Genomic DNA, 25,647 nt, shown 5'->3' with positions numbered 1-25,647 from the left:
CCCTCAGACCTTGCGGTAGCGGGCGTTGGCCCAGGAGAACACGCCGAACGCGACGAGCCCGAGGGCGATCACCACGAGCAGCCACGGGCCCGCCGGGGTGTCGGCGAAGGAGCGCAGCGTGTCATCCATGCCCTTGGTCCGGTCGGCCTGGTGCTCGATGGCGGCGGCCACCGCGAAGCCGCCCGCGGTGGCGAAGACGACGCCGCGGGCCGTGCCGCCGAAGACGCCGGTGAAGTCGACCGTCTGCCGGACCCGCTGGGACATCGTGGACATCTTCAGGTGCTTGCGGTACTTCCGCATCATCGCGCGGACCGCGATCCAGAGCCCCGCGCAGGCCACGCCGACGCCGGCGATCCCGACGATCCACTGACCGCCCGGCCAGCCGAGCGCCATGGCGGTGACGTCCTGGGACTGCTTGTCGGACGAGCCGCCGCCACTGCCCGTGTCGCCGGCCGCGAAGGACAGGACGGAGTAGGCGACGCATCCGTAGAAGACGAAGCGGCCCGCCGCCATGGCCCGCTTCGTCGGCTTGTGTCCGTCCGGCCCCACCGAGCCGAACAGTGCCTCGGACAGCCTCCACAGGGCCATCCCCACCAGGGCGATGCCGAGGACCCACAACAGGATCTTCCCGAAGGGCTTCTCGGATATCTCGGCGATCGCGCCGCCCCGGTCGGCCTGTTTCCCGCCGCCGGACAACGCTATCCGCAGGGCGAGGGCGCCCACGAGGGCGTAGATCGCGCCGCGGGCGACGAACCCCGCGCGGGCACCTGCCTCGACCGCCTTGCTGTTCGCGGCTCTTCGGGCGTGACCGCGTCCCTGCGCTGCTACTGAACGGGTATTCATGTCATCCCCTTGCCCCCGCCCCGGCATTCGATGTCACGAGCGGGGCCGGAACTCCTCCCCTCTCTCTCCCGTCGCCCCCGGCACCACTCCCGCTCCCGGCAACCGGGCCTTTCGACGCAGAACCGACGCGGCAGGCCGATCCGGCGGGAGCGCGGGAACGTGGGAGCGACGGAGACCACCATCCCTCGCTCACCCCGAGGGACGTCCGGAGGAGACCACATGACGCCCACCCGTCTGCAGCGCACCGCCGCGGCCGCCGCCGCCCTCGCCTTCCCCGCCTCGCTGGCGTTCTTTTCGCTCCGCAGGCCGGGGCGGCGGCGCCCGCCGAACCGTACGGCCCCGCCTGCTCCTCCGTACCGAAGGAGGGCGCGGGGAGCCTGGAGGGGATGGCGAAGGACCCGGTGGCAACCGCCGCGTCGAACAACCCGGAACTCTCCACCCTCGTCGCCGCGGTGAAGAAGGCGAGGCTGGTGGACACGCTGAACAACGCGAAGAACATCACGGTGTTCGCGCCGACCGATGCCGCGTTCGAGAAGATCCCGAAGGCGGATCTGGACGCGCTCCTCAGCAACAAGGCCCAGCTCACCAAGGTGCTCACGTACCACGTGGTGGGCGAGAAGGTCACGACCCAGCAGATGGAGAAGGGCACGTTCACGACCCTGGAGGGCAGCGACCTCATGACGAAGGGCTCAGGCACCCGGTTCACGGTCAACGACTCCTCGAAGATCGTCTGCGGCGGTGTGCCGACGGCCAACGCCACGGTCAACCTGGTCGACACGGTCCTCATGCCACCGTCCTCCTGACGGCCGTGAACCCGCCCGTCCACGAGGCTCCGCGCCCCGATCGCACGCCGGTCCGGGCGCGGCCCGCGGGCGAAGGTTCTATACGCTGAAGGCGTGACCAGCGCCGACGACCGAACGCCCCGGAGCCCCGCCTCACCACCCGAGGCGGGGCTCGCCGACCTCCAGGCGTTCGCGGTCGAGCTGCGCCGGATGAACGGCGAGATCAACCGGATGACGCACGGCTTCGCGGCGCACCAGCAGCTCCATCCCACGGACGTGAGCGCGCTGGCCGCCATCCTCGACGCCCCCTCGCCCCTCACGCCGGGGGCACTGCGTGAGCACCTGGGCCTCACCTCGGGTGCGGTGACGGCCTGCCTGGACCGCCTGGAGCGGGCAGGACACGTCCGGCGCGCACGGGAGAGCGCCGACCGCCGGGTCGTGCACGTGTACTACGAGCCGAGCGCCCGCACCGCCGCCCGCGACTACTTCATGCCGCTCGCCGAGGCCACGGCGCGCGCCAGGGCGCGTTTCAGCGAGAGCGAGCTGGCGACCGTCCTGCGCTTCCTCGCCGCGATGAACGAGGAACTGGCCGACCTTCCCCCGGCGCGTCACTGAGATCGCCCCTCCCAGCGCCTCCCCTGAGGGGACGGCTCACCGAAGCGGCCCCCGTTCGGTTCGCCGGCTCCGCCGTCCCGTAATCTATTTCAACGATTGAGATTGTTAGCTGCTGAGATATCTCCACCCTCGGGAGACCCATGTCCACCCCCGCACGGCCCCTCCGCCGGCTGATCCCCGTCGTCCTGCTGCTGGTCTGGCTCGGCATCGGCGGCGGGCTCGGCCCCTACGCCGGGAAGCTCGGCGAGGTCGCCACCAACGACCAGGCCGCTTTCCTGCCCCGGAACGCCGAGTCCACACAGGTGATCGACGCCCAGAAGGCGTTCCAGCAGAACGAGACCGTCCCGGCCATCGTCGTCTGGACCTCCGACCAGCAGGACGCCCCGGTGGGCGACGCACAGCGCAAGGCGGCCACCGGGGCCCTCGCCTCGCTCGCCGGGAGCGAGGGCGTCGTCGGCAGACCCTCCCCCGCGCTGCCCTCCGAGGACGGCCTGGCGCTGCAGGGCATCGTGCAACTGAGCCCCGACCTCGGTGAGGCGTTGCCGACGGTGCTGGAGAAGATCGGGAAGGCGGGCGCGTCCGTGCCCGGAACGACGGTCCGGCTCGCGGGACCGGCTGCCAGTCAGGCCGATCTGTCCGACGCGTTCGCGGGCATCGACGGGCTGCTGCTGGGGGTCGCCCTGATCGCCGTGCTCGTCATCCTCCTGCTGGTCTACCGCAGTGTGCTGCTGCCGTTCGTCATCATCCTCGGCGCGGTCTTCGCCCTCGGCCTGGCCTGCGCGGTCGTGTACGTCCTCGCCGACCACGACGTCGTACGCGTGGACGGCCAGGTGCAGGGCATCCTGTCGATCCTGGTGATCGGCGCGGCGACGGACTACGCGCTGCTGCTCACCTCCCGGTTCCGGGAGGAACTGGCCGTCCACGGCGACCGGTTCGCCGCGATGCGGGTCGCGCTGCGCGAGTCCTCCGGTCCGATCACCGCGAGCGCCGCGACGGTGGCGGCGGGCCTGCTCGCCCTGCTGCTCAGCGACCTCACCAACAACCGGGCGCTCGGTCCGGTGGGCGCCATCGGCATCGTCTGCTCGGTCCTGAGCGCCCTCACCTTCCTGCCCGCCGCCCTGGTGCTGCTGGGCCGGGCCGCGTACTGGCCGGCGAAGCCCAGGTCCGCCGAGGACACGGCGACCGGCGGGAACGGGATCTGGCACACGGTGGCGGCCCTCGTCGACCGGGCCCCCCGGAAGGTCTGGGCGATCACCCTGGCGATCCTGATCGCCTGTGCCGCGTTCGCCCCCACGCTCACCTCGAAGGGCGTGCCGCTGGACGAGATCTTCGTCAACGACGCGCCGTCCGTGGCCGCCCAGGAGACACTGAGCGAGCACTTCCCCGGCGGCTCCGGCAACCCGGCGGTGATCATCGCGTCGGCCGATCGCCTGAGCGAGGTCACCGAGGCCGCCGAACACACCGCCGGCGTGGCCTCGGCCGCTCCGGTGAGCGCGAGCGGGCGGCCGGGCGGCAAGCCCCTCGTCGTCGACGGCAGGGTCCGTATCGACGCGACGCTCAAGGACGCGGCCGACAGCGACGGGGCCAAGGAGGCGGTGGCCGCGCTGCGCACCGCCGTCCACGCGGTCCCCGGAGCGGATGCCCTGGTCGGCGGCTACACCGCGCAGCAGTACGACACCCAGCGGACGGCCGAGGACGACCGCATGCTGATCGTGCCGGTGGTGCTGGCGATCATCCTGGTGATCCTGGTCCTCCTGCTGCGGTCGCTGCTGATGCCGGTGCTGCTCGTGGCGACCGTCGCCCTGAACTTCCTGGCCACGCTGGGCATCTCGTCCCTGGTCTTCACCCATGTGTTCGGCTTCAGCGGCACGGATTCGTCGGTTCCGCTGTACGGATTCGTGTTCCTGGTGGCCCTGGGCGTCGACTACAACATCTTCCTGATGTCCCGCGTCCGGGAGGAGTCGCTCCGGCACGGCACGCGGGAGGGCATCCTGCGCGGGCTCACCACGACCGGCGGGGTCATCACCTCGGCGGGCGTCGTGCTGGCGGCCACCTTCGCGGCGCTGGGCGTGATCCCGCTGGCGTTCCTGCTCCAGATCGCGTTCATCGTGGCGTTCGGCGTCCTGCTGGACACGCTGGTCGTCCGGTCGCTCCTGGTCCCGGCGCTGGTGCGGGACATCGGGCCGAGGGCATGGTGGCCCGGCGCCCTGAGCCGCGAGAGCGCGAACACCCCGTCCGGTACGGGGTCCGGGGCGGCCGCGACCCGATAGGGCCCGCCGGACGTGGGGCAGGCCGAGCGGCCGGGGTCAGAACTCCTCCGGCTCCCGCTGGGCCTGCCCCTTCGCGCGCCTTCCGACCACCGCGGCGGCGGCCACCGCGCTGCCGGCGAAGGCCAGGGCGACCGTCCAGGGGCGGTCGAAGACATGGCAGGTGGCGTGGTCCACGGAGTAGCGGCCGGGACCGGTCAGACCGATGGCGGCCGCGGTGAAGCCGAGGAAGGCCGGGTATTCGTAGCCGCCGCCCTGGGCGAAGAACCCGGCCGGCGCGTGCACGGCCACCGCACCGGCCATCGCCCCGGCGGCCGCCGCGCCCGCCGCCGGAGTGGCGAGGCCCAGTGCCAGCAGGACGCCGCCGCCGGCCTCGCCGAGTCCGGCGGCGACCGCGCTGCGCTTCGGCGGATGGAACCCCATCGCCTCCATCGCGGCCGTGGTGCCCTGGATGCCTCCGCCGCCGAACCAGCCGGCCAGCTTCTGGCTGCCGTGGGCGGCGAGGACCGCGCCGGTGCCGACGCGCAGGGCGAGCAGGCCGAGATCACGCCGGTTGACGCAGACCATGGGGACTCCCGGGATGAGGGGGTGTGCGGTACGGGTCCCACTCTCGTCGGCGCGCGACGGGCGGGCGCGGCCGGCTACGCCGTACGGGCGACGGACGAGGCGATCCGGGGGTTCCCGGAGTCCCGGTGCGACGCAGATCATTGTGCAACTTGTTGCATAAGCGTTCGGCGGTGGTCTACAACTGACCCGACGCCCCTGTGCCGAGGAGACCCCATGAGCGCCCCCCTGAGCCCGTATCCGAACCTGCTGAGCCCTCTGGACCTCGGGTTCACCACCCTCCCCAACCGGGTGCTCATGGGCTCGATGCACATCGGCCTGGAGGAGGCCGAGCGCGGCTTCGAGCGGATGGCCGCGTTCTACGCCGAGCGCGCCCGTGGCGGTGTCGGCCTCATCGTCACCGGCGGCATCGCCCCCAGCGAGCGGGCCTGCTCCTTCCCCGGCGGGGCCAAGATGACGACCGAGGCGGAGGCCGAGCAGCACCGGGAGATCACCTCGGCGGTGCACGCGGCGGGCGGCCGGATCGCGATGCAGATCCTGCACTTCGGCCGGTACGCCCATCATCCCGACCTGGTGGCGCCGAGCGCGCTCAAGGCCCCGATCAGCGGATTCACCCCGAACGCGCTGAGCGGCGAGCAGGTCGAGGAGACCGTCGAGGAGTTCGTCCGGGCCGCGGAGCTGGCCCGGCACGCCGGGTACGACGGGGTCGAGATCATGGGCTCCGAGGGCTATCTGATCAACGAGTTCATCGTCTCCGCGACCAACCACCGCACCGACCGCTGGGGCGGCTCGTACGAGAACCGCATCCGGTTCCCCGTGGAGATCGTGCGCCGGGTCCGCGAGCGGGTCGGCACCGACTTCATCCTAATCTACCGGCTCTCCATGCTGGACCTGGTGCCGGGCGGCTCCACGCTGGAGGAGGTCGTGACGCTGGCCCGGGAGATCGAGGCTGCGGGCGCGACGATCATCAACACCGGCATCGGCTGGCACGAGGCCCGCATCCCCACCATCGCCACCTCCGTGCCACGCGGCGCGTTCACCTGGGTGACCGAGAAGGTGCGCGGCGCGGTCTCCGTACCGCTGGTGACGAGCAACCGCATCAACACCCCCGAGGTAGCGGAGGAGATCCTCGCCTCCGGCCGGGCCGACATGGTCTCGATGGCCCGCCCCTTCCTGGCCGACCCCGAGTTCGTCGCGAAGGCGGCGGCGGACCGCGCGGACGCGATCAACACCTGCATCGGCTGCAACCAGGCGTGCCTCGACCACGTCTTCAGCCTCCGGATCACCTCGTGCCTGGTCAATCCGCGTGCCTGCCACGAGACCGAGCTGGTGCTGAGCCCGACCCGGACCCGTAAGCGCGTCGCCGTGGTCGGGGCCGGCCCGGCCGGTCTCGCCTGCTCGGTGACGGCGGCCGAGCGCGGCCACGCGGTGACCCTGTTCGACACGGCGGACGCGATCGGCGGCCAGCTGAACGTGGCCCGCCGGGTGCCGGGCAAGGAGGAGTTCGACGAGACCCTGCGCTACTTCCGTACCCGACTGGCGGAGCTGGACGTCGAGCTGCGCCTGTCCACCCGCGCGGACGCCGGGACGCTGGACGGCTTCGACGAGATCGTGCTCGCCACGGGCGTCGAGCCGCGCACCCCGGAGATCCCCGGCACGGACCACCCGAGCGTCGTGAGCTATCTGGACGTCCTGCGCGACGGTGCGCCGGTCGGCGACCGGGTCGCGATCGTGGGCGCGGGCGGCATCGGCTTCGACGTCGCGGAGTTCCTCACGGACGGCGGAGAAGCGGCGAGCCTGGACCCGGACACGTTCTTCCGGCAGTGGGGCGTGGACACGGCGTACGGGGACCGGGGCGGACTGCGCACCCCCGAGCGTCCCGAGCCGCCGCGCGCGGTGCACCTGATACAGCGCAGGACGACCAAGGTGGGCGCGGGTCTCGGGAAGACGACCGGCTGGATCCACCGCACCGAACTGCGCCACCGGGGCGTCGAGATGATCGCCGGAGCCTCGTACGACCTCATCGACGACGAGGGCCTCCACCTCACGGTCGACGGTGAACGCCGGGTGCTGCCGGTCGACACGGTGGTGCTGTGCGCGGGCCAGGAGCCGCGCCGCGAGCTGTACGAGGAGCTGCGCGCGGGCACCGTCCCGGTCCATCTCATCGGCGGCGCGGACGTGGCGGCCGAGCTGGACGCGAAGCGGGCCATCCGCCAGGGCACGGAGCTGGCCGCCGCGCTCTGAACACCCCGGCGGCCGACGGCGACGGGCCGGGCGCCACGGTCCCCGCACGTCCTTAGGATGCACCCCATGTCACTGCCGCACGCGATCCTCACCGCCCTGCTGGAGAAGCCGTCCTCGGGTCTGGAGCTGACCCGCAGGTTCGACCGGTCGATCGGCTACTTCTGGTCCTCGACCCACCAGCAGATCTACCGCGAGCTGGGGAAGCTGGAGCAGGCCGGGCGGATCAGGGCGCTGCCCGCGGCGGCGCCGGCCCGCGGGCAGAAGAAGGAGTACGAGGTGCTGCCCGCCGGCCGCGCGGAGCTGGCGTCCTGGGTGGCGCTCCCCGAGGACCCCAAGCCGGTCCGCGATCCGCTGCTGCTGCGGATGCGGGCGGCGGCGGTCGTCGGCGCGGACGGCATGGGCGCGGAGCTGCGCCGCCATCTGACGCTGCACGAGAGCCAGCTCGCGGAGTACCGGCAGATCGAACAGCGGGACTTCACCCCCGCGCCGACGACCGACGAGGGGCGGCTGCGGTACCTGGTGCTGCGGGGCGGCATCGACCTGGAGACGTTCTGGATCGGCTGGCTGACACGGGCCATCGCCGACCTGGACGGCTGAGCGGTCCGCTCGGGGCGGCACGCCGCCGCGTGGGGCGGGGGCGCGCGGAGGTCCCCCGCGTGGGCGGCCGTCGCCCGCCGGCCGTGCTCAGCCGCTCGCGTGCGCCGGGAGGGGTTCGGGAACGGCCTGCGCGGACTCCGCGCGCCGGGGACCGCCGATGACGGTCCGCGCGGGCACCGGGCCCACCGGGGCGACGTCCACGGGTGCGTCCTCCGGCCCGGTGTTCCGCGCCTGGGCCCGGCTGAGGAGGACCACCCCGCGCACGGCACCCGCCGTGCCGAGGACGGCCGCCACCAGGCTGACCGGTCCGCCCTGCAGGCGCTCGCCGAGCAGGGCCAGGCCGATCGCGGCGGCGGCGACCGGGTTGGCGAGGGTGACCACGGCGAGCGGCGCGCCGAGCCCGCCCCGGTAGGCGGTCTGGGACAGCAGCAGGCCGCCCATCGCGAAGGCCGAGACGAGCAGCGCGACCGTCAGCAGCCGCCAGCTGAACAACGGGCCGCCGCCGTGGTCGGTGACGGCGACGGTGAGCGTCTGGGTGAGGGCCGAGGCGACTCCGGAGGTGATCCCGGAGGCCGCCGCGTGCCGCAGCCCCGGACGGGCGCCGGGCCGGCTGAGCCCGGCGACGACCGCCATGGTCGCCGCGCCGACGCCGAGCGCCTCGGGGAGGGTCAGGGTGTCGTGCGGGGCGGAGCCGCCCGCGGTCAGGAGCAGTGCTCCGAGGCCGAGCAGGGTCAGGGCGGTGCCCCGCCATTCGACCCGGCCGACCCGCCGCCCGGCGGCGCGCGCGCCGAGCGGGACGGCGACGACGAGGGTGAGCGCGCCGAGCGGCTGGACCAGGGTCAGGGGGCCGTAGTTGAGCGCCGCGACGTGCAGCAGCGCACCGGCGGCGTTGAGGCCGACCGCCGACCACCAGGCGCCCCGGCGCAGCATCCGCAGGACGCCGGCGGCGGGGTCGGTGCGGCCGGCCAGCCGGGACTGGGCCACGGCGGCGGCCGCGTAGGCGGCGGCCGAGACGAGGGAGAGTCCGACGGCGAGGAGGGTGGCGTTCACCGGGCGGCTCCGTTCCGGGGGTGCGCGTACGGTCCGGAGCACCTGCCGGCGGCGGAGGCGGCGGCCCCCGTGGGACCTGCCGCCGCGAGCGGACCCGCGACCGCGCCGGACGGCCGGCGCTCCCCGGCCGACGACCGGGGCACGAGGGGCGTCGCACACGTCCCGGACACCGGGGGCACCACTCGCGTACGACGCGCTCACGCCCGCATACGCCGGTACGGGAGAACCGGTGCCGCTCCCCCGCGGTCCCGGCCGGGACCGCGGTCCGACAGCGGTCGGGGCGGACCGCGGCAGCCGGAACACGGCGAGCGCGACGGCCAGCAGCGCCACGACGACGACGGCGTCGAGCCAGTAGTGGTTGGCCGTGCCCACGACGACGAGCAGCGTGACGGCCGGGTGCAGCAGCCACAGCCAACGCCACCGGGAGCGGGTGGCGGTGATCAGCCCGACGGCGACCATGACGGCCCAGCCCACGTGCAGCGAGGGCATCGCGGCGAACTGGTTCGCCATCGTGTCGGTCGCGGGCGTCTGCCCGTACACGGTCGGCCCGTAGACCTGGCCGGTGTCGACGAGGCCGGCGACCGGCAGCATCCGGGGCGGGGCCAGCGGGAAGACCAGGTGGAGGGCCAGGGCGGCGGCGGTCAGCGCGGCGAGGACGCGGCGCGACCGTACGTAGTGGCGGGGACGCCGCCAGTAGAGCCAGATCAGGAAGAGGGCCGTGGCCGGGAAGTGCACGGCGGCGTAGTAGGTGTTCGCCGCGTGGACCAGGGATGCGCCGTGCAGCAGCAGCCCCTGGACCGCGCCCTCGCCGGGGAGGTGCAGGGCGCGTTCGAGGTCCCAGACGTTCCCCGCGTTGCGGAACGCCTCATCGACATGACCGTTGGCGGCCTGGCGGCCGAATTTGTAGGCCAGAAAGAGTCCGGCCACGAGAAGGAGCTCGCGGACGAGGGGCGGTCGGGCACGTATGTCCGGCTCCTGGTCCACGGGCTCCGTGCGGGCGAGTCCCACCCGGTGCCCCCTTGGATGCGAAGCGGTATCAGGACGGCCCGGTCGTTTCGATCCATGCCGTATCGATACGCCAGTGTACCGATACGTTGGCGTATCGGTACACCCGCGTATCGGTACACTGGCGTATCGAGAACCTCGCCGCACCGCCGCAGGAGGTACAGCCCATGCCGTCGCCCGGTTCCGCACAGGAGTCAGCACTCGCGTCCCCCCGGTCGAAGATCACCCCGGAGCGCGCCCAGGAGCTCTACACGGCGGTGCTGGACCTGTTGCGGGAGAGCGGTTACGAGTCGCTGACGATGGAGGGCGTCGCCTCCCGCACCCGGTGCGGGAAGTCGACGCTGTACCGGCAGTGGGGCTCCAAGCCCGAGCTGGTGGTGGCCGCGCTGCGCGGCACCCGGCGTATGCGGCTCCCCAGGATCGACACCGGGACGCTGGCCGGGGACCTCCTGGAGGCGGCACGGGCGATCGGCGAGGCGGCGGGGCGCGACACCCCGCTGATGCACGCCCTCAGCCATGCGGCACTCCAGAGCCCGGAGCTGCTGTGCGCACTGCGCGAAGCGCTGATCGCGCCGGAGGTCGCGGCCATCGACGCGATGGTCCGGCGGGGCCAGGAGCGCGGCGAGATCGCGATGGACCACCCGGGCGCCGGGTTCGTCGCGGCCCAGCTGCTCGGCGTGATGCGCGCCCGCCCGCTGCTGGAGGGGCGCTACGCCGACGCCGCGTACCTGACCGGGTTCGTGGAGAAGGTGATCCTCCCGAGCCTCGGACTTCCGGCGGAGACACCGGAGTCCTGACAGACGTGGACCGCCCGCCCCCGCGGATGGGGACGGTCCACCCGCGCCGCACCGTGGGGACGGGGGCGGCGCACCGCCCGGACGGCCGGCGACCTCTGCGGAGGCCGCCGGCCGTCCGCGTTCCCCGTCCGCCCCGTGGAACCCGGCAAGCGGTCGGTGGACCACGGGGACGAGGGAGCGACGGGACGCCCACGCCCCCTTCTCGTCACCTTGAAACCATAAGAACCACCCTTTATCGTCGTGATGACGAAATAGAAGGGGTCCTCACCATGGCCGACATCACCCGCCGCTTCGGCTGGCGCCATCTGCGCTCCGCGCCCACCGCCCACATCCGCCACCACAAGCGCGGCGTGCTCGCCCACGACGGTCGGGGGCTCAGCTTCTGGTACCGGTCCCTGACGGCGGCGCTCTCCGAGGTGCCGGTGGACGACCGGGAGCTGGCCATGGCGTTCCACGCCCGTACCGCCGACTTCCAGGACGTCACCGTGCAGGCCACCGTCACCTACCGGATCAGCGATCCGGCCGAGGCGGCGAACCGGCTCGACTTCTCCGTGGACCCGGACACCGGAAGCTGGCGCGGCGCGCCGCTGGAGCAGATCGCCACCCTCCTCACCGAGACCGCGCAGCAGCACACCCTGGACGTCCTGGCCCGCACCCCGCTCGCGGCCGCCCTGGTGGACGGGGTCGCCTCCGTACGCGAACGGGTCGCCACCGGTCTCGCCGCCGAGCCCCGCCTCCCGGCCACCGGCATCGACGTGGTGGCGGTGCGCGTCGTCGCGATCCGCCCCGAGGCCGAGGTCGAACGCGCCCTGCGCACCCCGGCCCGCGAGCAGATCCAGCAGGAGGCGGACCGGGCGACCTACGAGCGGCGGGCCGTGGCGGTCGAGCGTGAGCGCGCCATCGCCGAGAACGAGCTGGCCAGCCAGATCGAACTGGCCCGGCGCGAGGAGCAGCTGGTCGATCAACGGGGTACCAACGCCCGCCGCGAGGCCGAGGAGAAGGCCGCGGCCGACGGGGTGAGGACCGAGGCGGAGGCCGCCCGCACGGTGCGCCTGGCCCGCGCGGAGGCCGAGGCGGCACGTGAGACGGGCGCGGCGCGGGCCGAGGCCCGGGCCGCCTGGCTGCGGGTGCACGGCGAGGCCGATCCGGTCACGCTGCACGCCCTGGCGGCGACCCGGCTCGCGGAGAACCTGCCGCGCATCGAGAGCCTCACCCTCTCCCCCGACGTCCTCACCGGCCTGCTCGCCAAGCTCGGCCGCGCGGAAGGCGGGGCCGGAGCGTGAGCCTGGCGCCCCGGGCGGTGCTCGTCCACCGGCGGACGGAGTACGAGGAACTGCTCGCCCGGCACGGCACGCACGGACAGGCCGCGTTCTTCCTGTCCAGCCGGGGCCGCTCGATCGACGAGGTGGCCCGCCGCCACGAGGACACCCGGCAGGCGCTGCGCGAGGTGGCGGCGGCGGTGCCGCTCACCTGGCGCTCCAGCCGGGTGGAGCGGGCCGACCTGGACCGCTTCCTGTTCGCCCCGGAGGACGTGGTGGTCGTGGTCGGCCAGGACGGCCTGGTCGCCAACACCGCGAAGTACCTGTCCGGGCAGCCGGTGGTGGGCATCGACACCGATCCGGGACGCAACCCCGGCGTCCTGGTCCGCCACCGCCACGCCGACGCGGCGGCCCTGCTGCGCGCCGCGACCGCCGCCGGAGGGCGGGCGGACGAGCTGACCATGGTCGAGGCCGTCGCCGACGACACCCAGCGTCTCCTCGCCCTGAACGAGATCTACCTCGGGCCGCCCGGCCACCAGACGGCCCGCTACCGCCTCGGCGACGACGGCGGGAGCGCCCCCGGCGAGGCGCAGGCGTCCTCCGGGGTGCTGGTCGGCACCGGCACCGGCGCCACCGGCTGGCTCCGCTCGCTGTGGCTGGAGCGCGGCAGCACCCTCCCCCTGCCCGCGCCGTGCGACGCCCGGCTCCTGTGGTTCGTACGCGAGGCGTGGCCCTCGCCGGCGACCGGGACGTCGAGGGTGGCCGGGGAGCTGGGGCGGGGTCAAGGGCTGCGGCTGACCGTGGAGTCGGACCGGCTGGTGGTCTTCGGGGACGGCATGGAGGCCGACGCGCTGGAGCTGACCTGGGGTCAGAGCGTACGGCTCGGCATCGCGGAGAGGTCGCTGCGCCTGGTGGTGTGAGCTCCGCCCGGACGGGCCGCTTCGCTACGGTGGTCCGTACGCGTACCCGTGACGCACCGCCCCTACCGCAGAGCGGAGATCCAGCGCCATGTCGGCCGACCCCGCCATCGAGCCCGCCCGCAACACCCGTCCGCCCACGGCGCAGGCGGCACTCGGGGTGGGGGTGATCGTCGAGGACGGCCAGGGGCGCGTCCTGCTGGGCCGCCACCACAGCGGCACCTGGGAACTGCCGGGCGGAAAGGTCGACGCGACGCACGAGTCGATCGCCGCGGCGGCCGTCCGGGAGCTGCGCGAGGAGACGGGCCTGGTGGTCGACGAGGGATCCGTGGACGTCATCGCGATGGTCCACGACGTGATCGGCGGGATCAACCGCGTCAGCATGGCAGCGGTCGCCCGGCTCGCGTCCGGGGCGCCGGAGGTGACCGAGCCGCACCTGATCAGCGCCTGGCGCTGGACCGCGCCGGAGGAGCTGCCGTCCCCGCTGTTCGACCCGTCGGCACAGATCCTGGCGGCCTGGCGACCGGAGCTGGGGATCGCCCACCCGGCCGCGCACATCCTGCCGATCGCCCGGCGCGGGAGCCGTACCTGACGGCCGCTCCCCCGACCGCCGTGCCCACCCTTACAGATGCGGACAAATAAGACCCGCTGTATGAATAGGGGACCATCCAGGCGATCGGAGTAGCTCCATGGACGATTACCCGCTCCTGAACCTCTTCCTGACCATGCTGTACCTGTTCCTCTGGGTCATGTGGTTCTTCCTGCTGTTCAAGGTGATCACCGACCTCTTCCGGGACCACTCGCTGAACGGCTGGGCCAAGGCGGGCTGGCTGATCTTCGTGATCGTGCTGCCCTACCTGGGCGTCCTGGTCTACCTCATCGCCCGCGGGCGCAGCATGCGCGAACGCGACGAGAAGGCGGCCAGTGACTCGGAGGCGGCGTTCCGCAGTTACGTACGCCAGGCGGCGGGAACCCAGGACGGATCCGGCGGCAGCTCCCACGTGGACGACCTGGCGAAACTCGCCGAACTCAAGGACCGGGGCGCGATCAACGCCGAGGAGTACGAACGGGCGAAGGCGAAGATCCTCGCCTGAGCGGTACGGGGCCCGGCGGCCGCACCCCGACGGCCCCCGGCCCCTCGCCTACCCGGCCCGGCAGGAGGAACGTCCCGGCCCGAGGGCGGCGAAGACCGCGGCGGTGGTCACGCCGTAGAGCAGATGGGCGCCCAGATCCCTGGCCAGCGTCACCCGGTCGTACTCGGTGATCGGCCGGTAGAGGCCGGCCGCGGGCAGGACCACGTATCCGGCACCCCACAGCCCGGCGCCGAGGAGAACCCCGTAGCCGATCCGCGGCCTGGCCACCGAGCCGACGACCAGACCGTACTGCGCGCCGGCGAGCATGCCGTACGCCCAGTGGGTGGCATTGTTGGCCGACCGGGCCCACCGGGGGTCCAACTCCCGCCGGAACAGGCCCTCGACCAGCCGGCGGCCCACCTGCGCGGGGGCGGGGGCGTCGTTCCAGTCGCGTACGGCGGCCGCCGTCTCCCAGGGGCCGAACCCTTCCCCGCCCCCTCCGCGCCGGTACCGGAGATACAACAGCGCGTCCATCGCGAGCGTGCCGGCCGCGCCGGCGAGCGCGCCGCGGGCCACGGCGCCCAGAGGTGTCGTCCCAGCCATGCCCCGACGATACCCAGAGTCACGAGTCGATCACGTACAGCGACAGGCAGCCGGCCGCCCCTGGGCCGGTCGGGTCACGGTCGGCCGAGGAAGCCCGCCGGGCAGGGAGATGCCGGGAGCGGACACCGCCGGGCCGCAGGCGGCCGGACCGCCGCTCAGGCGGTGAGGGGGATGCGGATGGCGAGCAGTGCGACGTCGTCATCGTTGTCGTCGGGCCGCGAGTGCATGAGCAACTGGTCGACGAAATCGTCCAGTTGCCGGTGCCCGAGCTCGGCCGCGTGTTCGCTGAGCCGCTCCAGACCGGTGTCCAGGGGCTGGCGGCGGGATTCGATGAGGCCGTCGGTGTACAACAGGAGCGTCGAGCCGGGTGGCAGGTGCACCTGGGCATCGGGCCGGGACTGGTTGGCGGAGGCCCCGAGGAGGATCCCCCTGCCGTCATTGAGGAAGCGCGTCCGGCCGGCGGGGTCGAGCAGCAGCGGAGGCGGGTGACCGGCGTTGGTCCAGCGCAGGATGCGGCCTCCGGCCGGGTCGGTGGTCAGCCGGGCCAGGACGAGGGTGGCCATGGAGACGTCGGTGATGTGCCCCATGGCCTGGTCCAGACGTTCGACCGTGTGGTGCGGCGGATCGTCCAGGGCCCAGGTGTAGGCACGCAGCATGTTGCGGAGCTGGGCCATACCGGCGGCGGCTTCCAGGTCGTGACCGACGACGTCGCCGACGACCAGGGCGGTGTCCCCGTTGGGGAGGGGGAAGGCGTCGTACCAGTCGCCGCCCACGTGCGAGGCGTCCGGGGCGGGAAGGTAGCGTGCCGTCATCTCCACCCCGGTCAGCCGCGGCAGCTGGGGCAGGAGGTAGCGCTGCATGGTGGCGGCGACCTGGCGTTGCCGCTGGTAGTGCCGGGCGTTCTCCAGGGCGATGCCGATGCGCCGGCCGATGTGCTCCAGCAGCTCCAGGTCGGCCGGCGTGAACGGCGCCTCGCCCGCGGTGCGCCCCAGCGTTATGGCGCCGAGGACCTCGCTCGGCCCCTTGACGGGAGCGATGGCCGCCGTCTCGATGCCGGTCGCCGTGAACAGCTTCCGCTGCTCCAGCGCCACCTCGCTGTCGGGCGGTACGTCGTAGGTCTTCGGTCCGGCGATGGTGGAGGCCACCCCGCGCAGGGCCTTGGACAGCGGCATGGGTGAGGAGGCCGGCACGGGCGGCATGGGCCCTTGCAGGTCCTCCCGTACCTCCAGGCCGTCGGAGTGGGCGTGCAGCACGAGCGACCTGTTCACCTCGTCCGTCTCCGTGATCAGGTCGATGACCGCCCAGTCGGCGAGACGCGGCAGCAGCAACTCCACGACTCTGCGCAGGGACTCGTCCACGTCGATGTTGTAGATCAGCTGGGCCGTGGTGTCCGCCAGCAGAGCCAACCGGTCCCGCTCCGACAGGGTCCGCGTGTACGAGGACGGCCCGGTGGGGCGGCGTCCGGGGGCGTCCTCCTCGGCGTCGAAGGCGAGCAGACGCACCCCGCCACCGCCACCGGAATCGACGGGCAGCGGAAACCACCGGACCGACAGGGGCGAACCGTCGCCGCGCGCCAGCCACGTCCTGTCCTCGGCAGTCACCACGGGCGTCCGCGCGCCCTCCCCGGCCGGCCGGGGAGAGGGAACGGGCCGGGCGCCCGGGTGGAGCAGCGCCCGGAGGCCGCGGCCGACGACCTCCGCGGCGGAACACGACAGGAAGGCCAGGGACGCGGCGTTGGCCCAGACGATCCGGTCGTGGCCGTCGAGCGCGAACACGCCCACCTTGAGACGGTCCAGCACGGCGGCCAGCTCCTGCTGGACGACGACCTGCGTCGACGTGCCCGTACCGTCGCCCACACCGGCTCCTTGCCTCAAAAACGTAGCCCCATGGGCACCGGCGGGACGGAGGCGCGCCCCTTGACGGCCACCGGGGGCTCGGGGGAGAACGAACGCCGCACGGGGGACCGTAGGAGAGCTGCTTCCGTCCGAACAGCCGCCGACCAACCGGCCACGAGGACCGAAGGAACATTACTAACACGAAACTCCGGGGCGGACCGCTTCGCCCGCGTCACCTCGGCGGCCCGCCCTGAACGCCACGGTGGCCGCGCGGGCCGCGGCGCGTCGGACGTTACGGACACTCCACGGGGGGAACCCGCCCTGCTACGGGCCGATCCGCCCGCTCGACCAGGCCGTCGACCTCATCGAGCCCCTTTCCACCGACCGACGACCGATCGCGCCCGGCCGTCCCGGAACGCGGCGTACGAGAAGGGACGTTCCCCATGGCGATGGAAGACCGTCCTCCCGGCAGGCGGGTGGTGGTGACCGGAGCGACCGGCAACGTGGGGACCGCTGTGGTGCGCGCACTCGCCGCCGATCCGGGCATCGGCTCGGTCCTCGGGCTGGCCCGCAGGCGGCCCGCGCTGGAGATCCCGAAGGTGCGCTGGGACACCGTCGACCTGTCGCGCGCCGACAACGAGGACCGGATCACCGCCCTCCTGCACGGCGCGGACGCCGTGGTCCATCTCGCGTGGCGCTTCCGGCCCACGCACGATCCGGTCGTGACCTGGCGGAGCAACGTGCTCGGTTCGCGGAGAGTGTTCGACTCCGTGGTCCGCGGCAAGGTCCCCGCGCTGGTGTACGCCTCCTCCGTCGGTGCCTACTCCCCCGGCCCGAAGGACGAGCCGGGCGTGGACGAGACGTGGCCCACCGACGGGTGGCCCGACGCGGCCTACTGCCGGGAGAAGGCCTACCTGGAACGGGTCCTCGACGCCTTCGAGCTGCGGCACCCGGAGGTCCGGGTCGTCCGGATGCGGCCCGGATTCATCTTCAAGGAGACGGCAGCACCCGAACAACGCCGCATCTTCGCCGGCCGCCACGCCCCCGGGCCCCTCCTGCGACCCGACCTGCTGCCGTTCGTGCCCGATCTGGACGGCCTGCGCTTCCAGGTGCTCCACACCGACGATGCCGCCGAGGCCTACCGGCTGGCCGTTCTCCGTGACGTCCGCGGCTCCTTCAACCTGGCGGCGGACCCGGTGGTCGACGCCCCGGTGCTCGCGGAGCTGCTCGGCGCGCGGATCGTGCGTCTTCCCCGCGCCCTGCTGCGTACCGCCCTGGCAGGCGCGTGGCACGCCCGCGCCGTGCCGGCCTCACCCCACCTGTTCGACGCGGTGCTGCGGGTTCCGGTCATGGACACGGACCGGGCGCACGACGTGCTGGGGTGGCGGCCCCGCCGTACGGCGGAGGACGCGCTGACCGACTTCCTGCGCGGCGTGCGGAAGGGCCGGGGCGAGAGCACGGCGCCGCTGGCCGGCGGAAAGCTCCGTTGAGCGCGCAGCGTCACTCCGGCCGGGCGGAAGCCCGGGCGGCGACGGCGGACCGGCCTCCTGTCAGGCGCGGGTCGGTGCCTCGCCCGCCTCGGCGTCTTCCCCGCCCGGCACGAGGTCGTCCAACAGCGCCTGGCAGTCGGCCACGAGGCTGCCGAGAGCGGCTTGGGCGTCGGGGGCCTGCCCGTGCAGGTGTTCCTTGACCGCGGCGAGCGCCCGGTCGGCGTCCGCGAGGGCCTCCCTCCGCCGGTCGTGCCCCTCCTGGTCGGCGCTGTCCTCCATGATCGCCCCGCACGCCTCGCACGCCTCCGCCGCGGCCGACAGGAGCCGCCCGAGCTCCTCCAGGGCACGCGGGGAGGGCAGGGGCAGCACGCGGCTCTCGGAGGCGGTCTCCCACACCGTCAGGGTCAGGGCGAGCAGCCTGTTCGCCACCCGGGCCCAGACGGCGTCCCAGTCGGCGGAGGGGGCGGGCGTCCAGCGGCGCAGCCGGTGACCGGGGTTGAGCCGGAAGCTCTCGGAGTCCCATCCGCGTCCGACGTACAGCTCCGACAGAGCGGCCGGGAGGCCCTCGGCGCTCCGGTGCCATTGTTCCGCCCGCGCGGTGTCGTAGTCCTCCATGCCCTCGGCCATGTCCCGCAGCAGCCGCGCACTGTCGCGGGGCAGGGCGGCCGCCAGCCTGCCGACGTGCTGGGAGTGGACCGGCGGCAGCACCACGGCGTTCACGGCGACGCCCACGGCGGCCCCCACCAGGGTCTCCAGCAGTCGGTGCCCGACGGCGGGGGCCGAGTAGGAACCGTAGGCGAGGACGAAGAGCGCGGTGGTGGAGGCGTACAGGCCCTGGCCTCCGACGGGAGCCACATTGCCGAGCAGCGTGGTGAGGGGAAGGACCACGATCATGGCGATCATCGTGTCGCCCGTGAGCGCGGCGGCACCGGCGGCGAGCAGCGTTCCCACCGTGATCATGAGGACAAGTTGCGCGGCGGTGCGCACGGACCGGTACACGGTTCCCTGCACCAGCGCGACAGCCGCCCAGGGCGCCATCAGGGCCATCGGGGCCGCCAGCCACCACCCGGTCAGGGCCCAGGCGACGATCGCCGCGGCGGCGGCCTTCAAGGACTGCACCACCTGGGGGCGGTCGGGGCGGCGCAGGACGGGCTTCCAACGGGCGAAGGCGTTCTTCATGTCGTGCGGGCTTGCCCTTCATGTCGCGGTGCGACCGGCCCCTCCCCGGCCGGGCGCCGCCCGTGGCCGGATGCGGCCTGCACCGGTGTCACTCCCCGTCGATGAGGCGGTGGCGCCGCCGTCGGAGCGGGTGGCGCGGGAGGACAGAGCCGCCCGGACCTCCACGGGCGCGCCTCCTGTCCGAAGCGCGTTGCTCGCGTGCCCTTGCGGGCAGCGCCTAAACGTCTCCGTCCCGGAACCGCCCCCGGCCCCGGTGCCCGCAGCCGACGCCGACAGGTACCGGACGCGTGAGTATCCCGCGGGACCTCTGTCCGACGTCCCCGCCCGGCCGAAGAGGAGGGGTTCGCCGGAGTATCGGCCGGGTGCCGCGACCGGTCACCGGCGCGCAGCCGTGGGGCCGCCGTACTCGCGCTCGGCGCCTGAGCGACTTCTTCGGCCGCCCTGCGTTTGATCCGGGGATGGCGGGAACCGGGAGGATCGACCGCGAGCACAGCGAGCCCTTCACCCCATCGGTCGGACCGCCGGTCCACCGAGCGTCGGACGGTACACCGACGCCCGGGCATGGCCCGCACCCTCCGGCGCGCCGCGAAGCCCCCCGCACACGTGGTGCGGGGGTGGGGCGCGGCCGGAAGACATGAAGACCGTCAGGTCCGAACCGCCGACCCGCCACCGCCGTGACCCATCGCCGCTCCGGACACCCGGTACCAGCCAGTGCGTGCGATCCGGGCAGGTGGCCACCGGGGGCGACCCGCGGGTCCGGCTGCTGATCACCGAGGCATTCCGGCACGGCAAGGCCATCGGTGCCCGCGCCGAAGGCGTCGAAACGCTGGGAACGACCGGTATCTCCTCCGACGCGCCCGGTGTGGCGACCGCCGCCGATCCGGCCGCGGTGATGGAGAGCCTGACCGGGATGCCGGGCCGCCACCGGGCCCGGTACCGGTGGCGGCCCGGCTGTCCGATGCCGGGCCCTGCCCGGTTCTGGCGGTGCTCCGGGGCGCACCGGACGTATCGGACGCGGAGGGTGCCCGAGCGTCCCGGACGGCACCCGCGGCGAACGGCCGCCGCGCCCCGCGCCGAGTAGTCCCTCCGCGTACGGGTACGGGACGAAGCCCGCCCCCACGAAGAGGAAGAGGAGGACCATGACGGAGACATCACCGGCCGAGGGCGAGCAGCGGTTCTGCGCCGCCTGCGGCACTCCCGCCGGAACGGCGAAGCTGTGCGAGCACTGCGGTGCCGTGTTCCCCGCGGCCGACGGCGGTCTCGTCGACGACGAGGGTGCTGTCGCGCGCCGCGTGTTCGAGGGCCGGGACGGCGCCGCCCCGGAGTGAACCGTCTGATGCGGGCCGGCCCGGTTAACCGGGCCGGCCCGCACGAGGACTCCGCGGCGGGGGCCAGGGCCATCGGAGCGACTCCGGTTGTCGGACGGGGGCTGGGGTACCCGGCGCCCCGTGAAACCATCTCCCACGGTGCCCCCGGCCTCGGACGCTCCGGCACCGCTCAAGAAGGCCCTGACCACACCGCTGCTCTACTTCTTCATTCTGGGCGACGTACTCGGCGCGGGCGTGTACGTCCTGGTGGGTCAGGTCGCCGCCGAGTCCGGCGGGGCCGTATGGGTTCCCCTCCTCGTGGCCATGTGCCTGTCCCCGCTGACGGCCGCCTCCTACGCGGAGCTGGTCACCAAGTACCCGCGCGCCGGCGGCGCCTCCCACTACGCGACCCTGGCCTTCGGTCCGTTCCCGGGGTTCCTGGCGGGCTTCTTCATGCTGGCCGCCGGCGTGGTGTCGGTGGCCGCCCTGGCCCGAGGGTTCGGCGGCGACTACCTGACCGAGTTCGTCACCCTCCCCGTGGTGCTGGTGACCGTCGTCTTCCTCGGCCTGCTGGCACTGCTCAACGCCCGAGGCATCAACGAGTCGACCCGCGCCAATGTCGTCGCCACGGTCATCGAGGTCGGCGGGCTGCTGCTGGTGATCGGGCTCGGCATCCGGATCATGCTGCGCGGCGACGGAGCCCCGGGGAGCCTCACGGATCTGGGCACCTCGCGCGAGGGCCCGGTGGCGGCCGTGCTCAGCGGCGCCGTGCTCGCCTATTACTCGTTCGTCGGATTCGAGACGTCCGTCAACGTGGCGGAGGAGACCCGCGAGCCCCGCCGCTCGTACCCCCGAGCGCTCTTCGGCGCGCTCCTCACCGCCGGCGCGGTGTACGCCCTGGTCGGCGTGGCGGCGTCCGCGGCGGTGCCGACGGAGACGCTGGCGGAGTCGAGCGGTCCGCTGCTCGAGGTCGTCCGGGCGGCAGGAGGGGTCCCCACCGAGCTGTTCGGCGCCGTCGCCCTGGTGGCCGTTGCGAACGGTGCGCTGCTGACGGGCATCATGTCCTCGCGGCTGGCCTACGGCATGGCGCGGGACGGCCTCCTCCCCCGCTTCCTGACGAAGGTTCTCCCCGGCCGCCGCACCCCGTGGGCGGCCATCGCCGCGACCACCGCGCTCTCACTGCTCCTCGCGCTGACCGGCGATGTGTCCACGCTCGCCTCCACCCTGGTCCTGCTGCTCCTGGTGGTCTTCTTCCTCGTCAACACCTCGCTCCTCGTCCTGCGCCGCGACTCGACGACCGGGCGCCACTTCCGGGCGCCGACCGTCGTACCGGTGCTCGGAGCCCTGTCCTGCGTCCTGCTCGCCACCCAGATCGAACGCGACGTCTGGTGGAGGGGGCTGGTGCTCCTGGCCGTGGGCGGCGGTCTCGGCGCCCTTGTCTCGTTCCGGTCGCGTCGGTCCTCCCGACCGTTCCGTACGTGGCTCCGGTGACACCCCCGACCGGCCCCGGAAACGACCGGGGGCCGGTTCCGGATCGCTCCGGAACCGACCCCTTCTCGGGGGCACCGGCCGCGCCGCGCGTCGTCCTAGACGCTCGTCCGGGGCACGTCCTCGTTCCACGTACGGGAGAACACGCGGCGGCCGCCCTCGTAACCGTCCAGGGTCGCGTCCACGTGGAACGCGTCCCTGTCCGAGGTCAGGACGGTACGCGTCTCGACGCGCACGTCCCAGCCGGGCCGGCCGAAGCTCATGGTCCAGGCCGAATCGCCCCGTACCGAGGCGAAGTCCTCGGCGACCCAGCTGTACCGCTCGCAGGCCCGCAGGCCTACGTCGATCCCGGCGTCCTCGTACCGGCGCGCCCCCTGGTCCTTCACGATGTCGAGCACGGACCGGTAGTTCACCAGGTCGCGTGAGACCGTCCACGCCTGCTCCGGTTCGCCGAGCTGGGTGACGGCCGCCGGCGCGCAGCCCTCCGGCTCACCGAAGGGGCGCAGTTCGCTGTCCGTGGCGACGTCCTGGTCGCGTACCGGCAGGGTGAGCGCGCTGCCGGACTCGTACACCGTGAGCAGGACGGGTTCGGGGGCCGGCCAGACCAGCGGCCAGTACGAGGTGGACAGGGAGAGCCGGATGCGGTGGCCGGGCGGGAACACCTGCGCCACCCCGTGCAGAGGGACGCGGACCGTGTACCGCTCCCCCGGTGCGAGTTCACTCGGCTCCGCCTCGCTGTTCCTGTGGGCGAGGTTGAGCACCCCGTAGGTGACGCGCGTCGAGCGCCCGTCCGGAGCGACGTCGGAGAGACGGACGTTCACCTGCGCGGCAGGGGCGTCGGCCGACACGTCGAGGGTGACGGAGGGGGCGCCGAGGATCTCCACGCGTTCGGTCAGGACGTCGGTCTCGAAGACGAGCGACCCGCCGTCCTCCTCGCGCTGGTCGTAGGGCAGGTCCGGCGGGGCGTTGTAGGACGCCCACTTGCCGGCGAACTGGCCGACGGACAGCGGGGACTGGACGGTGCGCGCGCGCTCCCGGCCCTCCGGCCGCTCCGCCACCTCGCCGCTGCCGCGGGGCATCAGGATTCCGCGGTCGTGGAAGGGCAGCACGGTGTCCGTGACGTGCGGCGAGGGCCAGGAGGGCTCCCCGATCCAGCGGCCCGGCCGCTCCTCGTACGAGGTGGAGGGCGGCACGCTCTCCTGCATCCAGGTGCGGAGCATGGGGCCGTCCATGACGCCGTTGTCCAGGCCCTTGAGCCAGTGGTCCCACCAGCGCACCACTTCCTGGAGGTAGCCGATCGCGGGGCCCGGCTCCCCCAGGTGGGGCAGCTTGTGCGACCAAGGGCCGATCAGCCCCTTGCGGGGCACGTCGACGTGGCGCAGCAGCCGGGTGACGGCGTTGGAGTAGCCGTCGGCCCATCCGCTGGAGGCGAGGACCGGGCAGGCGAGGGCGCTGTAGTCCTCGCTGAGACTGGCGTGCCGCCAGTAGGCGTCGCGCTGGGGATGGCGCAGCCATTCCAGGACCCAGGGCTTGGCGGCCCGCAGCCGCTCCTCCCACATCTCGCGCCACCGGTCGCCTACCACGGCCGGGTCGGGCGGGCAGGTGGCGTAGGCGAACATGGTGCCGGCCTCGGCCAGGTTGTCGGAGAGCATGGCGCCGCCGAGGTAGTGCATGTCGTCCGCGTACCGGTCGTCGGTGAAGGACGAGATGCAGATGGCGCGCAGGCTCGGGGGCCTGCGGGCGGCGACCTGGAGGGCGGCGAAGGCGCCCCAGGAGATGCCCATCATGCCGGTGGCGCCGTCGCACCAGGGCTGGTCGGCCAGCCAGGCGAGCACGGTTTCGGCGTCGGCCTGTTCCTGTTCGAGGTACTCGTCGACGAGGACCCCGTCGGACTCGCCGGTGCCCCGGATGTCGACGCGGACGCAGGCGTAGCCGTGCCCGGCGATGTAGGGGTGGTGGATGGAGTCCCGCGGGGAGGTGAGGTCGTTCTTGCGGTAGGGGATGTACTCAAGGATCGCCGGGACCGGCTCGGTGTCGGAGGAGACGGGGCGCCAGATCCGTGCCGAGAGCCGGTTTCCGTCGGCCATCGGGATCGTGACGTGCTTCTCCTCCTCGACCGCGTGGGGGAGTTGGTCCACGTGTCGCATCTGCTGCGACCTCCTCTGCTGCTCGGGTGTCCGGGCCTGCTCGGTGCTGTCGAGGCCCGTGGCCGCCGTGGTTCGCACGGGTCAGCCGAAGGAGAGGCCCAGGGCTGCCACGGCGCGGTCGAACGTGCGGCGCAGGTCCTCCTCGTCGTCGCCTCCGGTGAAGATGTGCGCGACCTCGTAGCTGTAGCTGTCCTGCTGCGAGACGGCGGAAAGCTTCTGTCCCTCCTCGGGAACGACGTCGATCCGGACGCCGGGGATCTCCTTCTCGATCTCGGCGATCCGCTCCGGTCCGGGTATCTCGTGCACCTTGCCGTCGGTGAACCAGCGGTAGTACCACTTGGCCGCCATGGCGTAGTCGCCCCGGCCGCCGGGCAGCGCCGGGTCGCGGCCGAGCGCCAGTGCGATCATCCGGTGGTGGTTGGGGACGCCGTCGACGTACTGGAACAGCTCCGCGTGGGACTGGGAGTGGCGGGGGTTGATCTCCAGCAGGCTGACCTGACCGGTCTTGGGGTCGTAGAAGTACTCGATGCTGAAGGTGGCCGTGTCGAAGCCGATCTGGCGCATCGTCCGCTCGCTGACATCGTGCAGGGTGCGGATGACGTCGGGCGGCAGGGTGCTGGGGTACTGGTGGCGCAGGAAGCAGGGCGAGTCGGGGTAGTTGATCGAGTCGAGCACGCCGTAGACGGTGGGGCGGCCCTCGTGGACGTACCCCTCAACGGCCACCTGTATCCCGGTCATCGCCTCCTCCGCGAGGCAGACCTCGCCGCCGACGCCGTCCATCTCCTCGGGCAGTTCCAGCATGTCGAGCACGGTCTCGAAGGGGCGCCCGACCCGCCCGATACCGCTCCGGATCTCCTTCACCGCGGCCTGGAACTCGTGCTCGTCCTTCACGCCGAAGGCCAGTTCGGAGGAGTAGGCGAGGGCGGGCTTGAGCCACATCGGGAACGAGACGCCCTCGGGCGGGCGCGGGGCGTCGGTGGTGAGGTCGACGCGGCCGAAGCGGGGATACGCGTCGACCGCCTTGCGCTGCTCCAGCCGGCTCCAGTATTTGTGTTCGCACTTCACCACGGACTCCAGGCTCGTGGTGCGGGTGCCGTACTCCCTGCCGAGGATCGGGACCATGGTGCTGACCGGGAAATCCCAGTAGCCCACGATCGCGTCGATGCTCCCCTCGTGCGCGTCGAGCACCTTCCGGGCCCGGTCGAGGAGATCGTTCACCGAGACCTCGCCCTCCTGGAGTTCCTCGACGGTGAGCAAGCCGTGGAAGTGGTAGGCGTCCGCGTCCGGAACGGCACGCAGGGTGGGCAGATTGGCCTCGTCGAGGCCGATGACGAAGATGTTCCGGCAATGGTCCTCGGGCATGCGGCGGTCCTCTCCTGGGGAACATGGGTGTGTTCCGGCCGCGTGCCCGTTGACGGCGAGCCCATGCGTGAACGCCTGTGGGGCACAGCACACCTTGTCGGGGGGCGCCCGTCGCGGGCACCGGGGAGGGCCTGCGGAGCGGGCACCGGCCGAGGAATGGGCGGTGAGAGTGCGGTGCGTGGCGGGAGTGCGGTCGACCGGAACGCGGGCGGGCCCGTACGCC

At 73.1% G+C, this 25,647-nt stretch carries 21 protein-coding genes and 2 pseudogenes; 14 read left to right on the top strand and 9 right to left on the bottom strand.

Annotated elements, in window-relative coordinates; genetic code table 11:
• Positions 1-3 precede the first annotated feature (3 nt).
• Positions 4-843, bottom strand: a complete 840-nt coding sequence (locus QFZ71_RS28180) for a DUF1206 domain-containing protein (RefSeq protein WP_307670967.1) — start codon at positions 841-843, stop codon at positions 4-6.
• Positions 844-1,062: 219 nt separating this feature from the next.
• On the opposite strand from QFZ71_RS28180, the pseudogene QFZ71_RS28175 reads away from it, so the two are divergent.
• The 3 genes and pseudogenes from QFZ71_RS28175 to QFZ71_RS28165 all read left to right on the top strand — a co-directional run bounded on the left by QFZ71_RS28175 (position 1,063) and on the right by QFZ71_RS28165 (position 4,510).
• Positions 1,063-1,646, top strand: a pseudogene (locus QFZ71_RS28175) (fasciclin domain-containing protein).
• 93 nt (positions 1,647-1,739) lie between these two features.
• Positions 1,740-2,240, top strand: coding sequence for a MarR family winged helix-turn-helix transcriptional regulator (locus QFZ71_RS28170; protein ID WP_307670966.1), 501 nt, complete (start codon positions 1,740-1,742; stop codon positions 2,238-2,240).
• 140 nt (positions 2,241-2,380) lie between these two features.
• Positions 2,381-4,510 (top strand): MMPL family transporter, encoded by a 2,130-nt coding sequence (locus QFZ71_RS28165; protein ID WP_307670965.1) that lies wholly within the window; start codon positions 2,381-2,383, stop codon positions 4,508-4,510.
• 36 nt (positions 4,511-4,546) lie between these two features.
• On the opposite strand, the gene QFZ71_RS28160 is transcribed toward QFZ71_RS28165, so the two are convergent.
• Positions 4,547-5,074, bottom strand: a complete 528-nt coding sequence (locus QFZ71_RS28160; protein WP_307670964.1) for a DoxX family protein — start codon at positions 5,072-5,074, stop codon at positions 4,547-4,549.
• A gap of 225 nt (positions 5,075-5,299) precedes the next feature.
• On the opposite strand from QFZ71_RS28160, the gene QFZ71_RS28155 reads away from it, so the two are divergent.
• Together QFZ71_RS28155 and QFZ71_RS28150 are read left to right on the top strand one after the other, a co-directional pair.
• Positions 5,300-7,315: an NADPH-dependent 2,4-dienoyl-CoA reductase gene (locus tag QFZ71_RS28155; protein WP_307671612.1), complete on the top strand. Its 2,016-nt coding sequence runs from the start codon at positions 5,300-5,302 to the stop codon at positions 7,313-7,315.
• Positions 7,316-7,381: 66 nt separating this feature from the next.
• On the top strand, positions 7,382-7,912 hold the full coding sequence (locus QFZ71_RS28150) for a PadR family transcriptional regulator (protein ID WP_307670963.1): 531 nt from the start codon (positions 7,382-7,384) through the stop codon (positions 7,910-7,912).
• A gap of 87 nt (positions 7,913-7,999) precedes the next feature.
• Here the strand turns inward: QFZ71_RS28150 and QFZ71_RS28145 are convergent, their stop codons facing one another.
• Both QFZ71_RS28145 and QFZ71_RS28140 read right to left on the bottom strand, forming a co-directional pair.
• Positions 8,000-8,962 (bottom strand): DMT family transporter, encoded by a 963-nt coding sequence (locus QFZ71_RS28145; RefSeq protein ID WP_307671611.1) that lies wholly within the window; start codon positions 8,960-8,962, stop codon positions 8,000-8,002.
• A 117-nt stretch (positions 8,963-9,079) separates the two neighbouring features.
• Positions 9,080-9,970: pseudogene (locus tag QFZ71_RS28140) on the bottom strand (phosphatase PAP2 family protein); the annotation flags it as partial.
• Between the two features lie 164 nt (positions 9,971-10,134).
• On the opposite strand from QFZ71_RS28140, the gene QFZ71_RS28135 reads away from it, so the two are divergent.
• From QFZ71_RS28135 to QFZ71_RS28115, 5 genes are all read left to right on the top strand, one after another.
• On the top strand, positions 10,135-10,764 hold the full coding sequence (locus QFZ71_RS28135) for a TetR/AcrR family transcriptional regulator (RefSeq protein ID WP_307670962.1): 630 nt from the start codon (positions 10,135-10,137) through the stop codon (positions 10,762-10,764).
• 269 nt (positions 10,765-11,033) lie between these two features.
• On the top strand, positions 11,034-12,047 hold the full coding sequence (locus tag QFZ71_RS28130) for an SPFH domain-containing protein (protein ID WP_307670961.1): 1,014 nt from the start codon (positions 11,034-11,036) through the stop codon (positions 12,045-12,047).
• Entirely contained in the window at positions 12,044-12,943 is a 900-nt protein-coding gene (locus QFZ71_RS28125; RefSeq protein ID WP_307670960.1) for a hypothetical protein, read from the top strand. The genes QFZ71_RS28130 and QFZ71_RS28125 overlap by 4 nt, the downstream gene beginning before the upstream one ends.
• Positions 12,944-13,031: 88 nt before the next feature.
• Entirely contained in the window at positions 13,032-13,532 is a 501-nt protein-coding gene (locus QFZ71_RS28120) for an NUDIX hydrolase (RefSeq protein WP_307670959.1), read from the top strand.
• Between the two features lie 97 nt (positions 13,533-13,629).
• Positions 13,630-14,034 carry an SHOCT domain-containing protein gene (locus tag QFZ71_RS28115; RefSeq protein WP_307670958.1) on the top strand — a complete coding sequence of 135 codons (405 nt, stop codon included), beginning with the start codon at positions 13,630-13,632 and terminating at the stop codon, positions 14,032-14,034.
• Between the two features lie 48 nt (positions 14,035-14,082).
• On the opposite strand, the gene QFZ71_RS28110 is transcribed toward QFZ71_RS28115, so the two are convergent.
• Together QFZ71_RS28110 and QFZ71_RS28105 are read right to left on the bottom strand one after the other, a co-directional pair.
• A complete protein-coding gene (locus QFZ71_RS28110) occupies positions 14,083-14,616 on the bottom strand; it encodes a hypothetical protein (protein ID WP_307670957.1) in 534 nt (177 codons plus the stop codon).
• Positions 14,617-14,771: 155 nt separating this feature from the next.
• Positions 14,772-16,472 (bottom strand): SpoIIE family protein phosphatase, encoded by a 1,701-nt coding sequence (locus QFZ71_RS28105; protein ID WP_307670956.1) that lies wholly within the window; start codon positions 16,470-16,472, stop codon positions 14,772-14,774.
• 422 nt (positions 16,473-16,894) lie between these two features.
• Between QFZ71_RS28105 and QFZ71_RS28100 the strand changes: the two genes are divergently transcribed.
• Positions 16,895-17,941 (top strand): NAD-dependent epimerase/dehydratase family protein, encoded by a 1,047-nt coding sequence (locus QFZ71_RS28100; protein WP_373465165.1) that lies wholly within the window; start codon positions 16,895-16,897, stop codon positions 17,939-17,941.
• Between the two features lie 60 nt (positions 17,942-18,001).
• On the opposite strand, the gene QFZ71_RS28095 is transcribed toward QFZ71_RS28100, so the two are convergent.
• Positions 18,002-19,120 (bottom strand): FUSC family protein, encoded by a 1,119-nt coding sequence (locus tag QFZ71_RS28095; RefSeq protein ID WP_307670955.1) that lies wholly within the window; start codon positions 19,118-19,120, stop codon positions 18,002-18,004.
• A 715-nt stretch (positions 19,121-19,835) separates the two neighbouring features.
• On the opposite strand from QFZ71_RS28095, the gene QFZ71_RS28090 reads away from it, so the two are divergent.
• The 3 genes from QFZ71_RS28090 to QFZ71_RS28080 all read left to right on the top strand — a co-directional run bounded on the left by QFZ71_RS28090 (position 19,836) and on the right by QFZ71_RS28080 (position 21,918).
• On the top strand, positions 19,836-20,201 hold the full coding sequence (locus QFZ71_RS28090) for a hypothetical protein (protein WP_307670954.1): 366 nt from the start codon (positions 19,836-19,838) through the stop codon (positions 20,199-20,201).
• Positions 20,202-20,259: 58 nt separating this feature from the next.
• Positions 20,260-20,448: a hypothetical protein gene (locus QFZ71_RS28085; protein WP_307670953.1), complete on the top strand. Its 189-nt coding sequence runs from the start codon at positions 20,260-20,262 to the stop codon at positions 20,446-20,448.
• 120 nt (positions 20,449-20,568) lie between these two features.
• Entirely contained in the window at positions 20,569-21,918 is a 1,350-nt protein-coding gene (locus tag QFZ71_RS28080; RefSeq protein ID WP_307670952.1) for an APC family permease, read from the top strand.
• 95 nt (positions 21,919-22,013) lie between these two features.
• Here QFZ71_RS28080 and QFZ71_RS28075 read toward each other — a convergent pair whose 3' ends face one another.
• Both QFZ71_RS28075 and QFZ71_RS28070 read right to left on the bottom strand, forming a co-directional pair.
• Complete coding sequence (locus QFZ71_RS28075; protein ID WP_307670951.1) at positions 22,014-24,062, bottom strand: CocE/NonD family hydrolase; 2,049 nt, start codon at positions 24,060-24,062, stop codon at positions 22,014-22,016.
• Between the two features lie 81 nt (positions 24,063-24,143).
• A complete protein-coding gene (locus QFZ71_RS28070; protein ID WP_307670950.1) occupies positions 24,144-25,424 on the bottom strand; it encodes an ATP-grasp domain-containing protein in 1,281 nt (426 codons plus the stop codon).
• Positions 25,425-25,647 lie beyond the last annotated feature (223 nt).

Origin of the sequence: Streptomyces sp. V2I9 (assembly GCF_030817475.1) — a bacterium.
GTDB lineage: Bacteria > Actinomycetota > Actinomycetes > Streptomycetales > Streptomycetaceae > Streptomyces.
Note: the sequence above shows the minus strand (reverse complement) of the source record. Positions and strands in the feature narration are given on the sequence as shown.

What these genes read in the sequence shown, in the direction of transcription:
- QFZ71_RS28180 (WP_307670967.1), bottom strand. Translation starts at nt 843, where the DNA reads ATGAATACCCGTTCAGTAGCAGCGCAGGGACGCGGTCACGCCCGAAGA.
- QFZ71_RS28165 (WP_307670965.1), top strand. Translation starts at nt 2,381, where the DNA reads ATGTCCACCCCCGCACGGCCCCTCCGCCGGCTGATCCCCGTCGTCCTG.
- QFZ71_RS28160 (WP_307670964.1), bottom strand. Translation starts at nt 5,074, where the DNA reads ATGGTCTGCGTCAACCGGCGTGATCTCGGCCTGCTCGCCCTGCGCGTC.
- QFZ71_RS28150 (WP_307670963.1), top strand. Translation starts at nt 7,382, where the DNA reads ATGTCACTGCCGCACGCGATCCTCACCGCCCTGCTGGAGAAGCCGTCC.
- QFZ71_RS28135 (WP_307670962.1), top strand. Translation starts at nt 10,135, where the DNA reads ATGCCGTCGCCCGGTTCCGCACAGGAGTCAGCACTCGCGTCCCCCCGG.
- QFZ71_RS28130 (WP_307670961.1), top strand. Translation starts at nt 11,034, where the DNA reads ATGGCCGACATCACCCGCCGCTTCGGCTGGCGCCATCTGCGCTCCGCG.
- QFZ71_RS28120 (WP_307670959.1), top strand. Translation starts at nt 13,032, where the DNA reads ATGTCGGCCGACCCCGCCATCGAGCCCGCCCGCAACACCCGTCCGCCC.
- QFZ71_RS28115 (WP_307670958.1), top strand. Translation starts at nt 13,630, where the DNA reads ATGGACGATTACCCGCTCCTGAACCTCTTCCTGACCATGCTGTACCTG.
- QFZ71_RS28110 (WP_307670957.1), bottom strand. Translation starts at nt 14,616, where the DNA reads ATGGCTGGGACGACACCTCTGGGCGCCGTGGCCCGCGGCGCGCTCGCC.
- QFZ71_RS28100 (WP_373465165.1), top strand. Translation starts at nt 16,895, where the DNA reads ATGGCGATGGAAGACCGTCCTCCCGGCAGGCGGGTGGTGGTGACCGGA.
- QFZ71_RS28095 (WP_307670955.1), bottom strand. Translation starts at nt 19,120, where the DNA reads ATGAAGAACGCCTTCGCCCGTTGGAAGCCCGTCCTGCGCCGCCCCGAC.
- QFZ71_RS28085 (WP_307670953.1), top strand. Translation starts at nt 20,260, where the DNA reads ATGACGGAGACATCACCGGCCGAGGGCGAGCAGCGGTTCTGCGCCGCC.
- QFZ71_RS28075 (WP_307670951.1), bottom strand. Translation starts at nt 24,062, where the DNA reads ATGCGACACGTGGACCAACTCCCCCACGCGGTCGAGGAGGAGAAGCAC.
- QFZ71_RS28070 (WP_307670950.1), bottom strand. Translation starts at nt 25,424, where the DNA reads ATGCCCGAGGACCATTGCCGGAACATCTTCGTCATCGGCCTCGACGAG.